This window comes from Pseudomonas juntendi (genome assembly GCF_021560075.1).
Classification (GTDB): Bacteria; Pseudomonadota; Gammaproteobacteria; order Pseudomonadales; family Pseudomonadaceae; genus Aquipseudomonas; species Aquipseudomonas juntendi.
Genome location: NZ_CP091088.1, coordinates 5,168,397 through 5,182,551, shown reverse-complemented (window position 1 = coordinate 5,182,551; position 14,155 = coordinate 5,168,397). Strand labels below are relative to the sequence as shown.

At 64.7% G+C, this 14,155-nt stretch carries 11 protein-coding genes; 6 read left to right on the top strand and 5 right to left on the bottom strand.

Annotated elements, in window-relative coordinates; genetic code table 11:
• The first annotated feature begins 5 nt into the window (after window positions 1-5).
• The 3 genes from L1P09_RS23910 to L1P09_RS23900 are packed head-to-tail and all read left to right on the top strand — an operon-like array spanning window position 6 to window position 2,634.
• Window positions 6-788 carry a sulfite exporter TauE/SafE family protein gene (locus tag L1P09_RS23910; RefSeq protein WP_054882076.1) on the top strand — a complete coding sequence of 261 codons (783 nt, stop codon included), beginning with the start codon at window positions 6-8 and terminating at the stop codon, window positions 786-788.
• A 16-nt stretch (window positions 789-804) separates the two neighbouring features.
• Window positions 805-1,611: a prolipoprotein diacylglyceryl transferase gene (lgt, locus tag L1P09_RS23905; protein WP_009685084.1), complete on the top strand. Its 807-nt coding sequence runs from the start codon at window positions 805-807 to the stop codon at window positions 1,609-1,611.
• A gap of 51 nt (window positions 1,612-1,662) precedes the next feature.
• Window positions 1,663-2,634 carry a thymidylate synthase gene (locus tag L1P09_RS23900; RefSeq protein ID WP_029887260.1) on the top strand — a complete coding sequence of 324 codons (972 nt, stop codon included), beginning with the start codon at window positions 1,663-1,665 and terminating at the stop codon, window positions 2,632-2,634.
• Between the two features lie 190 nt (window positions 2,635-2,824).
• On the opposite strand, the gene cadR is transcribed toward L1P09_RS23900, so the two are convergent.
• The gene (gene cadR, locus L1P09_RS23895) at window positions 2,825-3,268 is read right to left on the bottom strand and encodes a cadmium resistance transcriptional regulator CadR (protein WP_182369553.1); all 444 of its coding nucleotides are present in this window, start codon (window positions 3,266-3,268) and stop codon (window positions 2,825-2,827) included.
• Window positions 3,269-3,350: 82 nt separating this feature from the next.
• Between cadR and L1P09_RS23890 the strand changes: the two genes are divergently transcribed.
• Window positions 3,351-5,609 (top strand): heavy metal translocating P-type ATPase, encoded by a 2,259-nt coding sequence (locus L1P09_RS23890; protein WP_235768209.1) that lies wholly within the window; start codon window positions 3,351-3,353, stop codon window positions 5,607-5,609.
• 44 nt (window positions 5,610-5,653) lie between these two features.
• Here the strand turns inward: L1P09_RS23890 and L1P09_RS23885 are convergent, their stop codons facing one another.
• Window positions 5,654-7,018, bottom strand: coding sequence for a GTPase/DUF3482 domain-containing protein (locus L1P09_RS23885; protein WP_029887257.1), 1,365 nt, complete (start codon window positions 7,016-7,018; stop codon window positions 5,654-5,656).
• Window positions 7,011-8,402: a DUF2868 domain-containing protein gene (locus L1P09_RS23880; protein ID WP_235768207.1), complete on the bottom strand. Its 1,392-nt coding sequence runs from the start codon at window positions 8,400-8,402 to the stop codon at window positions 7,011-7,013. The genes L1P09_RS23885 and L1P09_RS23880 overlap by 8 nt, the downstream gene beginning before the upstream one ends.
• Window positions 8,403-8,456: 54 nt before the next feature.
• Here L1P09_RS23880 and L1P09_RS23875 point away from each other — a divergent pair, with 54 nt between their 5' ends.
• On the top strand, window positions 8,457-8,972 hold the full coding sequence (locus L1P09_RS23875) for a dihydrofolate reductase (RefSeq protein WP_029887255.1): 516 nt from the start codon (window positions 8,457-8,459) through the stop codon (window positions 8,970-8,972).
• A gap of 398 nt (window positions 8,973-9,370) precedes the next feature.
• Here the strand turns inward: L1P09_RS23875 and L1P09_RS23870 are convergent, their stop codons facing one another.
• A complete protein-coding gene (locus L1P09_RS23870) occupies window positions 9,371-10,762 on the bottom strand; it encodes an L-cystine transporter (RefSeq protein WP_235768205.1) in 1,392 nt (463 codons plus the stop codon).
• Window positions 10,763-11,006: 244 nt separating this feature from the next.
• On the opposite strand from L1P09_RS23870, the gene L1P09_RS23865 reads away from it, so the two are divergent.
• Window positions 11,007-12,062: an HAD family hydrolase gene (locus L1P09_RS23865; RefSeq protein ID WP_009683364.1), complete on the top strand. Its 1,056-nt coding sequence runs from the start codon at window positions 11,007-11,009 to the stop codon at window positions 12,060-12,062.
• Window positions 12,063-12,230: 168 nt separating this feature from the next.
• On the opposite strand, the gene ilvD is transcribed toward L1P09_RS23865, so the two are convergent.
• The gene (gene ilvD, locus L1P09_RS23860) at window positions 12,231-14,072 is read right to left on the bottom strand and encodes a dihydroxy-acid dehydratase (RefSeq protein ID WP_009683363.1); all 1,842 of its coding nucleotides are present in this window, start codon (window positions 14,070-14,072) and stop codon (window positions 12,231-12,233) included.
• Between the last annotated feature and the right edge of the window lie 83 nt (window positions 14,073-14,155).

Below are 14,155 nucleotides of genomic sequence, written 5' to 3'. Positions count from 1 at the left end.
GCCGAATGGAATTCGTGCTCTATCTGCTGTTGGGCGCCTGTGCCGGCGTGCTGGCGGGGCTGTTCGGCGTGGGCGGCGGCATCATCATCGTGCCGGTGCTGGTGTTCAGCTTCACCCTGCAGGGTTTCGACGCCTCGGTACTGACCCACCTGGCGGTGGGTACGTCGTTGGCGACCATCGTGTTCACCTCGATCAATGCCGTGCTCGAACACCACCGCAAGGGTGCGGTGCAATGGCCGATATTCGCCTGGATGACCCTGGGCATCCTCCTGGGGGCCGGGGTCGGCGCCAAGACCGCCTCGCTGATCCAGGGCCCGCTCCTGCAAAAGATCATTGGTGTCTTCGCACTGGTCATCGCTGCGCAAATGGCCCTGGACCTCAAGCCCAAGGCCAGCCATGGTGTGCCTGGCAAGCCTGTGCTGGTCGGCGCGGGTGGGGTGATCGGTTGGGCCTCGGCCATTTTCGGCATTGGGGGTGGCTCGCTGACCGTGCCTTTCCTGACCTCGCGCAGCCTGCCCATGCAACAGGCAGTGGCCACATCCTCTGCCTGCGGCCTGCCGATCGCCATGGCCAGTGCCTTGAGCTTCATGCTGCTAGGTTGGCATGAGCAGCACCTGCCGCCCCACAGCCTGGGTTACGTGTACCTGCCGGCGCTGGTCGGCATTGCCGTGACCAGCATGTTTTTCGCGCGCTTTGGCGCGCGCCTGGCGCACAAGCTGTCGCCGCGCCTGTTGAAACGCCTGTTCGCAGCCCTGCTGTTCTGTGTTGGCCTCAGCTTTTTGATTTGAATCGAGAGGAAGTTCCATGCTGCCTTACCCGCAGATAGACCCCGTGGCCGTGGCCATTGGCCCGCTGAAAATTCACTGGTACGGCCTGATGTACCTGATCGGCATCGGTGGCGCCTGGTTGCTGGCCTCCCGTCGGCTGAACCGTTTCGACCCGACCTGGACCCGTGAAAAGCTCTCCGACCTGGTGTTCTGGCTGTCGATGGGGGTAATCGTCGGTGGCCGCCTGGGCTACGTGCTGTTCTACGACCTGCACGCCTACCTGGCCAACCCGACCTTGATCTTCGAAGTGTGGAAGGGTGGCATGTCGTTCCACGGCGGCTTCATTGGGGTGATGCTGGCAGCCCTGTGGTTCGGCAAGCGCAACAACAAGTCGTTCTTCGAGCTGATGGACTTTGTCGCGCCGCTGGTGCCGATCGGGCTGGGCGCCGGGCGTATCGGCAACTTCATCAACGCCGAATTGTGGGGCAAGCCGACCGACGTGCCGTGGGCGATGATCTTCCCGCCCTTCAGCGACCCCGCGCAACTGCCGCGCCACCCGTCGCAGCTCTATCAATTTGCGCTGGAAGGCGTGGCGCTGTTCGTGATCCTCTGGCTGTTCTCGCGCAAGCCGCGGCCGACCATGGCCGTGTCCGGCATGTTCGCGCTGTTCTATGGCATTTTCCGTTTCATCGTCGAGTTCGTTCGCGTACCGGACGCCCAGCTGGGCTATCTGGCGTGGGGCTGGCTGACCATGGGTCAGATTCTCTGCGTGCCGATGATCCTCGCTGGCCTCGGCCTGATCTGGTGGGCTTATAATCGCAAGCCCACGGCGAATCCCGCCTGATTAATCCCACGGCAGGGGCGATCCCCCTGCCGTATCTGCTACAGGTAAGCCATGAAACAGTATCTGGACCTGGTCCGCGACGTTATCGAAAACGGCACGCTGCAGGGCAACCGCACCGGCATCCGCACCATCAGCCTGCCGGGTGCGATGCTGCGTTTCGACCTGCAGAAGGGCTTCCCGGCCATTACCACGCGCAAGCTGGCGTTCAAGTCGGCGATCGGCGAGATGGTCGGCTTCCTGCGCGGCGTGAAGAACGCCGGTGAGTTCCGCGAGCTGGGCTGCAAGGTGTGGGACCAGAATGCCAACGAAAACGCCCAGTGGTTGGCCAACCCGTTCCGCCAGGGCCATGATGACCTGGGTGAAATCTATGGCGTGCAATGGCGCCAGTGGCCTGGCTACAAGCGCATCCCGCTGGGCAACCCCGCCGCTATCGCCATGGCCGAGCAGGCGGGCTTCCGCCGTATTGCCCAGGACGAGGAAGACGGTGTCGCCTTCGTCATCCTGTACAAGGCTATCGATCAGGTGCGCCAGTGCCTGGACACCATCGCCAACGACCCGGGCAGCCGGCGCATCCTGTTCCACGGCTGGAACTGCGCGCAGCTCGACGAGATGGCGCTGCCGCCGTGCCACCTGCTGTACCAGTTCCATCCGAATGTCGAGACCAGGGAAATTTCCCTGACGCTTTACATCCGTTCCAACGACTTGGGCCTGGGGACACCGTTCAACCTTACCGAAGGTGCGGCGCTGCTGGCCCTGTTCGGCCGCCTGACCGGGTACACCCCGCGCTGGTTCACCTACTTTATCGGCGATGCCCACGTGTATGAAAACCACCTGGACATGCTCAACGAGCAGCTCAAGCGCGAGCCGCTGGAAGCGCCGAAGCTGGTGATCAGTGACCGGGTGCCGGCGTTTGCCGAAACGGGCAAGTACGAGCCCGAGTGGCTGGAGAAGATCGAGCCGAGTGATTTCTGGCTGGAAGGCTATGAGCACCATGCGCCGATGACGGCACCGATGGCGGTGTAGGTACCTGGATGGCCGGGGCGCTTTGCGCCCCTTTCGCGACACAAGGCCGCTCCTACATCTGCAGCGTGAGCTTGAAGCCAGCACCCTAACCTGTGGGAGCGGGCGCGCCCGCGAAGCAGGCGACGCGGTGGCTGGCACCGGCGTTGCCGGTGTTCGCGGCTGAAACTGCTCCCACGGGAGATCGTGTTCCTCAATGCCCGTGGCTGCGGCCCACGTGCGAATGCTCGGTTTCCGGCACCGTTACCGCACCATTCGTCTCCAGTTGCTGCAAGATCGCGCATTCTGCCCCCTGTGCGCTGCAGCGCCGGCGCAGTTCCATCAACTGCGCCTGCAACGCTACCAGCCCGTCGATGCGCGCCTGCACATGCTCGATATGCTCGTCGATCAGCGCGTTGACGCTGCCGCACGCGTCAGCCGGGCTGTCGCGCAGGCTTAGCAGGCTGCGGATTTCATCGAGGGTCATGTCCAGCGTGCGGCAATTGCGAATGAACGTCAGCCGCTCGACATGCGCCTGGGTGTAGAGGCGGTAGTTGCCGTCGCTGCGCGCAGGTGCGGGCAGCAGGTTTTCCCGCTCGTAGTAGCGGATGGTTTCCACCGCGCAGTCAGTGGCTTTGGCCAGTTCACCGATCTTCATTACCAAATTCCCCGCTAATGGCTTGACCCTATAGTGGCTACAGGGTGTTCACTTGGCAACAGGCTCACTTTAAGGACCCCCCATGAACCAGCCTGTCAGCCACGAACACAAGCACGGTCACCACCACGATCATGCCCATGGCGAAGACGACCATGGCCATGCTGCCCATGGGCACAGCTGCTGCAGTGCCGAAGCTGCGCCGGCGCTGGTGCAGTTGAGCGAGCAGGCCAGTGGCCACGCGCGCCTCAGCCGCTTCCGCATCGATGCCATGGACTGCCCCACCGAGCAGACCTTGATCCAGGACAAGCTCGGCAAGCTGGCTGGCGTCGAGCAATTGGAATTCAACCTGATCAACCGCGTGCTTGGCGTGCGCCACACCTTGGGTGGTACCGCCGAAATCGAGCGGGCTATCGACAGCTTGGGCATGAAAGCCGAGCCGCTGGGCGCCGAAGACGACGGCAGCGCCAGCGCATCGGTACCGGCGAAAACCCGTTGGTGGCCGCTGGCGTTGGCGGGTACTGCGGCAATCGCCGCGGAAATCGTGCACTTTTCTGCGCTTGCGCCGGAGTGGGTGGTGGCCGCGCTGGCACTCGCAGCCATACTCGGCTGCGGTCTGGGCACCTATAAAAAGGGCTGGATCGCCCTGAAAAACCGCAACCTCAACATCAACGCACTGATGAGCATCGCCGTCACGGGTGCGGTACTGATCGGGCAGTGGCCGGAGGCAGCCATGGTGATGGTGCTGTTCACCATCGCCGAGCTGATCGAAGCCCGCTCGCTGGACCGTGCGCGCAATGCCATCAGCGGCCTGATGCAACTGACGCCGGACATGGCGACGGTGCAGCAAGCCGATGGCCAGTGGCGTGAAGTGCCAGTGCGTGAGGTAGCCATCGGTGCACAGGTGCGGGTGCGCCCTGGCGAGCGCATTGGCCTGGACGGTGAAGTGACCAGCGGGCAATCCAGCGTCGATCAGGCGCCGATCACCGGCGAAAGCCTGCCCGTGGAGAAGGCGGTCGGCGACAAGTTGTTTGCCGGCACCATCAACCAGGCAGGGGCGCTGGAGTTTCGCGTGACCGCTGCTGCCGGGCAGTCGACCCTGGCCCGGATCATCAAGGCTGTGGAGCAGGCGCAAGGGGCACGGGCGCCGACCCAGCGCTTCGTCGACCGCTTCTCGCGCATCTACACGCCGGTGGTGTTCGCCATCGCCTTGGCCGTGGCGGCGGTGCCGCCGCTGTTCATGGCCGGTGCCTGGTTCGACTGGGTGTACCGCGCCTTGGTGCTGCTGGTAGTGGCGTGCCCGTGCGCCCTGGTGATCTCCACCCCGGTGACCATCGTCAGCGGCCTGGCCGCCGCTGCGCGCAAGGGTATTCTGGTCAAGGGGGGCATTTACCTGGAAGGCGGCCGCCACCTGGACTTCCTGGCCCTGGACAAGACCGGCACCATCACCCATGGCAAACCTGCCCAGACCGACGCCGAGGTGCTGGCGCCGCTGTTCGAAGGCCGCGCCCAGGCCTTGGCCGCCAGCCTGGGCGAGCGTTCGGACCACCCGGTGTCGCGAGCCATCGCCCAGTTCGGCAGGCAGCAAGGCCTGGCCTTGAGCGAGGTAGACGACTTTGCCGCCCTGGCCGGGCGGGGCGTGCGTGGCACCATCGACGGCCAGGTCTACCACTTGGGCAATCACCGCCTGGTCGAGGAGCTGGGGCTGTGTTCGCCCGAGTTGGAGGCCCGCCTGGATGGGCTGGAGCGCCAGGGCAAGACCGTGGTCCTGCTACTCGACCGCAGCGGCCCGCTGGCGCTGTTTGCAGTGGCCGACACGGTCAAGGAAAGCAGCCGTCAGGCGATTGCCGAACTGCATGAGCTGGGCATCAAGACGGTGATGCTGACCGGTGACAACCCGCACACCGCCCAGGCCATTGCCGCCGTGGTAGGCATCGACCGCGCCGAGGGCAACCTGCTGCCGGCCGACAAACTGCAAAGCATTGAGGCCTTGTACGCCCAGGGCCACCGGGTGGGTATGGTCGGTGACGGCATCAACGATGCGCCGGCACTGGCCCGTGCCGAGATCGGTTTCGCCATGGCCGCGGCCGGCACCGATACCGCCATCGAAACCGCCGATGTGGCGCTGATGGACGATGACTTGCGGAAAATCCCGGCCTTCGTTCGGTTGTCGCGGCAAAGCGGGGCGATCCTGCTGCAGAACATCGTTCTGGCGCTGGGCATCAAGGCCATATTCCTGGCGATCACCTTTGCCGGCATGGCCACCATGTGGATGGCGGTATTTGCCGACATGGGCGTGAGCCTTCTGGTGGTGTTCAACGGTTTGCGCCTGCTGCGCAAATAAAGGCCTGCCTGGTGCGTATGGGGCGGTTCAGGCTCGCCGCCCGTTCAAAACTGAGACACCAGCGCCTCCAGCTGTTCCTGGCGCTCGGCCTGGTTCAGCTTCGCCCCCGGGTTCAGGGTGGACCACTGTGGATGCGCCCGCGCCCTGACCAGTGCCTCTGGCAGCTTGCCCTCACGCCAGGCCTTTTCATCCAGTTCACCCAGCCTGATGCTGTCCTGCGCTGCATGCCCGCGGCTGTCCAGGGCCACCATCAACTGCTGCTGACGCAAGGCCAGCAAGCGCAACACCGTATCGTCCACGGTCAACTCGCGCTTGCCCTTGAGTTTGCCCAGCAAGCGCGCGCCATAGTTGCGCGCCGTCTGCAACGCACCGCCGGCCAGCGCCCCGGCCAGTGCCGCTGCCCCCAGGGTAAGCCCGCCAACCAGCAAGTCGACCCCGGCACCGGCCGCTGCGCCGGCGGCTACGCCGCTGCCCAGGCGTACGCCCAGCAGCTTCAAGGTTTCGGGGTTGAACAGGTCATCGCCCCAGCGCCCATCCAGCAGCGGCAGGTCGCTGGCGTGGGCATCGTCGCGGCGGAAGGCATACAGCTTGAGCAGGGCTTCGACACACCGTTGCTCACGCTGACGAATATCCTGGCGCAGCGCTTCGATGGCCCGGGCTTCGGCCGCCGGTTCGGCATCGACGCTGCGCCGGCAGGCAGCGCAGTCCAGCAGCAGCTCGGCAATCAGGCGCTTGCCGCTGTGCTGGCGAGCCAGGCGTTGGGCCTGCTGGTCGTCGATCAGCCGCTGCAAGGCCGGGCGGGCGCTTTCCAGCAGCAGGGCCAGGCTTTCGTAGAGGCGGCGTTCGCCGTCCTCGGGTGGGGCTACGCTGTCGAACCGTACCAACGCGTGAAGGCCAAGCCGGGCAAGGGCTTCGCGCCATTGCGCCTCGCGGTGCTGGTGGCTGGCGACAAAGTTGAGCACCGGCAACAGTGGCTTGCCGCAACTGGCCAGCACCTCCAGTTCGTCGCGGTACTTGGCCAGCACTGGCTCGCGGGCATCGATCACATACAAGCCGGCGTCGCTGGCCAGCAACTGGCGCAGCACCTTGGCTTCCTGCTCGAAACGCTGGCGCGCTTCGCTGCCTTGCAGGAACCGCTCGAGGCGGGCAGGGCCGTCCAGGCGCTCGCCCGGGCGCTCCAGCCGCTCCAGGTAGTCGAGCAAGGCGATGGCGTCCTCCAACCCTGGCGTGTCGTAAAGCTCCAGTAACGGTTCGCCGTCCACCGACAGCCGCGCGCCTTCGACATGGCGAGTGGTGCTGGGGCGGTGGGACACCTCGCCGAAGCCCACGTCGCGGGTCAGGGTGCGCAGCAGCGAGGTCTTGCCAACGTTGGTGTGGCCGACCACGGCCAATTTCAGCGGCTCAGTCATGGCCATGCTCCAGCCAGGTCAGCGGTGAGGTGTCGGCATAGGGCAGGCCCAGCCGCTCGAGGGCTTCATGCCAGTCGCCCAGGCGCCGAGCGTCCAGCGCCTGGCCGGGTGCTGCCTGCAGCAGCCAGACCCTTGTGGCACCAGCATTGCGTGCCAGGTCGGCGAGCAGCGCCAGGCTGCCGCGGTCGGGCGAGCGGCGCGGGTCACAGGCGATGGCCAGGCGTGCCGGCGGAAAGCGGCTGAGTTGCTCGAGCAGGCGGTTGCGCGACTCGCGGCTGTCGAGCACACCGGCATCGGTCACGTTTGGGGGCAGGCGGGGTGGCCAGGGCCGCTGGTCGTCCAGTTCCAGGCCCACCAGCAGGGCGCCGCTGCTGGCGCTTTGCAACTGCTCGGCGGCGAACCCTGGCAACGCCTCGGGGGCCGCATCCTGCACGCCGATGCGCTCGCTGCGCGGCATCAGCGCTTCGCGCAGTTGGGCGTAACCCGGCAGGCTCAGGTCCAGGGTCAGGCGCTGACGGCCCTGGCGCCAGCGCCACAGGCACAACCCGGCCAGCAGCACGCGGGGCAACAGGCCATATACCAGCACCACGCCGAGCAGCCAGCTGGCCCAGGCCTGGCGCGCCACGTCGAGGGCCGGCTGGCTGTCGCCACTGGCGCGGATCATGGCCTCGTCGGGCACGGCAAAGCCCAGCAGCGAAGGCAGCGCGCCCAGCGCCTGGGTGAGTTGGATGAACGGGTCGGCGGCGAGCAGGGTGGTTTCCCACACGAAGCCATAGCGACGGGTGGCCAGTAGAGCCAGCAGCATGCCCAGCGCGCAGAGCATCGCCAGCAGCCACAGGCTGTGTACCAGCAGGCCCAGCAGCCAGCGGTTGAGGCGCTGGCGCTGCAGCAGTACCAGCAGTGCCGGGCCCAGGTGCGCGGCCTTGGCATCGCGGGCGAAGCGCTCACTCAGCCATAGCCACAAACGGCCCAACCCCGCCCCGTGTTCGCCACTGAGGGCAAAACCAATGGCCCAGCCCAGCAGCGTCAGCAGGTTCAGCCCCAACAGGCTGCCCAACGCCCAGAAGACGTTGACCGGGCGCTGGCCGTCGCCAAGCGCCGCCAGGGCCAGGCCGGCGCCGCTGAGCACGGCTAGCAGCAGCAGGGCCAGCACCGCCAGGCGTGCGCCCTGTTTCCAGTGGCGCAGGGCCGTGGCCATGCCGTCGCGTTCGGCCAGGAACAGCGCCCGGCTTTCGATGCGCGCCGCCAAGTCGCCGCCGCGCTGGCGCGCATGACGGTTGGCGGCCTGGTCTTCCAGCAGGCCGGCGTGTTCTTCGCGCAGGCGGACCGCTTCGGTCAGCCAGCGTTTGTCCAGTGGAGTCGGTGCGGTCACAAGGTCTTCCATTGCACAGGTCAGGGCAGAAGCATAACCCACACGCCCGGTGCTATCCTCGCTGGCATGAATACATCACTCCCCCTCAGCCTGATCGCGGCTCACGCCGAGAACCGTGTGATCGGCATCGACAACTCCATGCCCTGGCATCTGCCGGGGGACTTCAAGTACTTCAAGGCCACCACCCTGGGCAAGCCGATCATCATGGGGCGCAAGACCTGGGACTCACTGGGCCGGCCGCTGCCCGGGCGGTTGAATATCGTGGTCAGCCGGCAGCCTGGGCTGCAGCTGCAGGGCGCCGAAGTCTTCGGCTCGCTGGAGCAGGCGCTGGTGCGGGCCGAACAGTGGGCGCGCGAAAAAGGCGTCGATGAGCTGATGCTGATTGGCGGGGCGCAGCTCTATGGGCAGGCGCTGGAGAAAGGGCTGGTCAGCCGGATGTACCTGACGCGGGTGGAATTGGCGCCGGAGGGGGATGCCTGGTTTCCCGAGTTCGACCAGGGGCAGTGGAAGCTGGTGTCGAGCGAGGCACAGGGTGAAGAAGGCAAGCCTGGGTATCACTTCGAGGTTTGGGACAGGGTTTGAGATTTCTGGGGGCCGCTTGGCGGCCCATCGCGGGCAAGCCAGCTCCCATAGGGATTGCATCAGGGCTGACAGGTGGTCGCCACAAGATATGCAGTGCCTGTGAGATCGAGCGCCGCCCGCGCGGCGCATCGCGAGCTGCGCTCGCTCCTACGTTTGTTTCGGGCCAGTAACCCCTGTGCCAGGTGCGCGCGACCGCCTTGTTTGTACGACGCGATTTTGAGGCATGCGCCAAGGCGTTCGCGCACAAATCCCACAGGCATAATTGGCCCGAAACAAACGTAGGAGCGAGCGCAGCTCGCGATGCGCCGCGCGGGCGGCGCTCGATCTCACAGGCGCCGCATATCTTGTGGCAAACACCTGTCAGCCCTGATGCAATCCCTGTGGGCCCCGGCAATCTGTCAGGTATGGCTCAGCTCGGCATGTTCATCGTCGGCCAGCACGTCCTTGTCGGTCTCTTTCAGCAACTGGCTGGTGACCACCCCGGCAGTCATCGAGCCATTCACGTTCAACGCTGTACGGCCCATGTCGATCAGCGGCTCGACCGAAATCAGCAACGCCACCAGTTCCACCGGCAAGCCCATGGCCGGCAACACGATCAGCGCGGCGAAGGTGGCGCCGCCGCCCACGCCGGCAACCCCTGCCGAACTCAGCGTGACGATGGCCACCAGGGTGGCGATCCACAGCGGGTCGAAGGTATCGATGCCTACCGCAGGCGCGACCATGACCGCCAGCATGGCGGGGTAGAGCCCCGCACAGCCGTTCTGGCCGATGGTGGTGCCGAACGAGGCGCTGAAGCTGGCAATCGACTGCGGCACGCCCAGGCGGCGGGTTTGCGCTTCGATGTTCAGCGGAATGCTGGCTGCGCTGGAGCGGCTGGTGAAGGCGAAGGTGAGCACCGGCCACACCTTGCGGAAGAAACGCAGCGGGCTGACGCCGGTGGCGGCGAGGATGATGCCGTGAACCACGAACATCAGCGCCAGGCCCAGGTAGGACACCACCACGAAGCTGCCCAGCTTGAGGATGTCTTCCATGTTCGAACTGGCTACCACCTTGGTCATCAGGGCCAGCACGCCATATGGGGTCAGTTTCATCACCACCCGCACCAGGCGCATGACCCAGGCTTGCAGGGTGTCGATGGCCGACAGCGCACGTGCGCCTTTCTCGGCGTCGTCCTTGATCAGTTGCAGGGCCGCCAGGCCGACGAACACGGCAAAAATCACCACGCTGATGATCGACGTCGGCTTGGACCGCGCCAGGTCGCCTACCGGGTTGCTGGGAATGAACGACAACAGCAACTGCGGGATATTGAGGTCGGCGACCTTGCCTGCATAGTCGCTGTGGATGACCTGCATGCGGGCGCTTTCCTGGGCGCCGGCCACCAGGCCCTCGGCGCTGAGGCCGAAGAGGTTGGTCAGCACGATGCCGATCAACGCGGCAATGGCCGTGGTCAGCAGCAGGGTGCCGATGCTCAGCACGCTGATACGGCCCAGCGACGATGCGTTGTGCAGGCGCGCGACGGCACTGAGGATCGAGGCGAAGATCAGCGGCATGACGATCATCTGCAACAGGCCCACATAGCCATTGCCGACCAGGTCGAGCCAGGCGATGGTGGCCTTGAGCACCGGGTGACCGGCGCCATACACGGTGTGCAGGGCCAAGCCGAAGAGCACCCCCAGCGCCAGGCCCAGCAAGACCTTCTTGGCCAGGCTCCAGTCGGTGCGGCGGGTTTGTGCCAGGCCCAGCAACAGGGCCAGGAATGCCAGCAGGTTGAGTGACAGCGGCAGATTCATTGAAGCTCCAGCAGAGAAGGCAAAGGGTGGCATCGCCTCTGTGAGCGATTGCGAACGGAAATGCTAACAGCCTGAAAACGAACGAATTTATACCCAAATGGAATGTGCATAGTCGTTTATGGAATAACGCCATGTCGCAAATTGCAATGAACACGGCGTTTACTGCTGCCTGAAGGTCGGTGTGGACTGCCGCCCATCGGCCGGGTTGCACTAGCGTTGGCAGATCATTTCAGGAGATTCGTACATGAAAGTCGCCGTGAAAGCTGCCGCTATCGGCTTGTCCCTGCTGTTCAGTATCGAAACCTTCGCCACCGAGCTCAAGCACTGGCCTGCCGATGCAGCCAGGCAGCTCGACAGCATGATCGCTGCCAATGCCAACAAAGGTAACTATGCGGTGTTCGACATGGACAACACCAGTTACCGCTATGACCTGGAAGAAGCCTTGCTGCCGTTCATGGAAAACAAAGGCTTGCTGAGCCGTGACAAGCTCGACCCGTCGCTGAAGCTGATACCGTTCAAGGACACCGCCGAGCACAAGGAAAGCCTGTTCAGCTACTACTACCGGTTGTGCGAAATCGACGACATGGTGTGCTACCCGTGGGTCGCCCAGGTGTTTTCCGGCTTCACCCTCAAGGAGTTGAAGGTGCAGGTGGACGAACTGATGGCTTCGACCCAGCCGATTCCCAGCACCTATTACGATGGCGACCAGGTGAAGGCGATCGACGTGCAGCCGCCCAAGGTGTTCAAGGGCCAGGCCGAGCTGTACAACAAGCTGATGGAAAACGGCATCGAGGTCTATGTGGTTTCGGCCGCCTCTGAGGAGTTGGTGCGCATGGTCGCTTCGGACCCCAAATACGGCTACAACGTGAAGCCGCAGAATGTGATTGGCGTGAGCCTGCTGCTCAAGGACCGCGCCAATGGCCAGTTGACCACCGCGCGCAAGCAGATCAGTGCCGGGCACTATGACGCCAAAGCCAACGAAGGGCTGGAACTGACCCCGTACCTGTGGACCCCGGCCACCTGGATGGCGGGGAAGCAGGCGGCGATCCTGACTTACATCGATGAGTGGAAGAAGCCGGTGCTGGTGGGCGGCGACACGCCAACCAGTGATGGCTACATGCAGTTTCATGGGGTAGACGTCGGCAAGGGCGGTATCCACCTGTGGATCAACCGCAAGGCCAAGTACATGGACCAGTTGAACGGCATGATTGCCAAGCAGGCGGCGGCGCAGGCCAAGGAAGGGTTGCCGGTGACCGCGGACAAGAACTGGGTGATCGTGACGCCGGAGCAGATCCAGTAAGGCTTGTGTAGAGTGGGCCGGCCTTTTCGCGGGCTCGCCCACTTGCATTGCATGACTTTCAGATGCTGTGCGGTCCCTGTGGGAGCGGGCGAGCCCGCGAAGAGGCCGGTGCAGGCATAAAAAAACCGGCGCACAGTGCGCCGGTTTTTCTTTCATGCTTTCGAAGCCTCACAGCCCTTCGAGCATCGCCTTGTTACGCACAGCACCCTTGTCGGCACTGGTCGCCAGCAACGCATAAGCCTTCAGTGCGGTGGTCACCTTGCGCGGGCGGACTTCAGCCGGTTTCCAGCCTTTCTTGTCCTGCTCTACACGGCGCGCAGCCAGCTCTTCATCACTGACCAGCAGGTTGATCGAACGGTTGGGAATGTCGATCAGTACCTTGTCACCGTCGCGCACCAGGCCGATGGCGCCGCCTGCAGCAGCCTCCGGCGAGGCGTGGCCGATGGAAAGCCCCGAGGTGCCACCCGAGAAGCGGCCGTCGGTCAGCAGGGCGCAGGCCTTGCCCAGGCCTTTGGACTTCAGGTACGAGGTCGGGTAGAGCATTTCCTGCATGCCCGGGCCGCCTTTCGGGCCTTCGTAGCGGATGATCACGATGTCGCCGGCCTTCACTTCGTCGGCGAGGATGCCGCGCACGGCACTGTCCTGGCTTTCAAAGATCTTCGCGGTACCCTCGAACACGTGGATCGACTCGTCGACACCGGCGGTCTTCACCACGCAACCATCCAGCGCGATGTTGCCGTACAGCACGGCCAGGCCGCCTTCTTGCGAATAGGCGTGCTCGAAGCTGCGGATGCAGCCGTTCTCGCGGTCGTCGTCCAGGGTTTCCCAGCGGGTCGACTGGCTGAACGCGGTCTGGGTCGGGATCCCGGCTGGGCCGGCCTTGAAGAAGGTGTGCACGGCTTCGTCGTCAGTCTGGGTGATGTCCCATTTGGCGATGGCTTCTTCCATGCTGCGGCTGTGCACGGTCGGCAGGTCGGTGTGCAGCAGGCCGCCACGCGCCAGCGAGCCGAGGATGCTGAAGATGCCGCCAGCGCGGTGCACGTCTTCCATGTGGTACTTCTGGATGTTGGGCGCCACTTTGCACAGCTGCGGCACTTTGCGCGACAGGCGGTCGATGTCGCGCAGGTCGAAGGCCACCTCGCCTTCCTGGGCCGCGGCGAGCAGGTGCAGGATGGTATTGGTCGAGCCGCCCATGGCGATGTCGAGCATCATGGCGTTCTCGAACGCCTTGAAGTTGGCGATGCTGCGTGGCAGTACCGACTCGTCGTTTTCGCCGTAGTAGCGTTTGCACAGTTCGACGATGGTGCGCCCGGCCGTCAGGAACAGCTGCTCGCGGTCCGAGTGGGTGGCCAGGGTCGAGCCGTTGCCCGGCAGGGCCAGGCCCAGGGCTTCGGTCAGGCAGTTCATCGAGTTGGCGGTGAACATGCCGGAGCACGAACCGCAGGTCGGGCAGGCGCTACGCTCGTACTCGGCGACTTTCTCGTCGGATGCGCTGGAGTCGGCGGCGATGACCATGGCGTCGACCAGGTCCAGGCCGTGGCTGGCCAGCTTGGTCTTGCCGGCTTCCATCGGGCCGCCCGAGACGAAGATCACCGGGATGTTCAGGCGCAGGGCGGCCATCAGCATGCCGGGGGTGATCTTGTCGCAGTTGGAGATGCACACGATGGCATCGGCGCAGTGGGCGTTGACCATGTATTCCACGGCGTCGGCAATGATCTCGCGGCTGGGCAGCGAGTACAGCATGCCGTCGTGGCCCATGGCGATGCCGTCGTCGACCGCGATGGTGTTGAATTCCTTGGCCACGCCACCGGCGCGTTCGATTTCGCGGGCGACCAGCTGGCCCAAGTCCTTCAGGTGCACGTGGCCCGGGACGAACTGGGTGAACGAGTTGGCGATGGCGATGATCGGTTTCTTGAAGTCTTCGTCCTTCATGCCGGTGGCGCGCCACAGGGCACGGGCGCCGGCCATGTTGCGGCCCTGGGTGGAAGTCTTGGAACGATAATCAGGCATGAAACACTCCTGGCGGCTTAATCAGGTCACAAAAAGGGGAGTGAGCTTCTCTTGTCCTTTGTACCGCAGGCCGGTTGCCACTG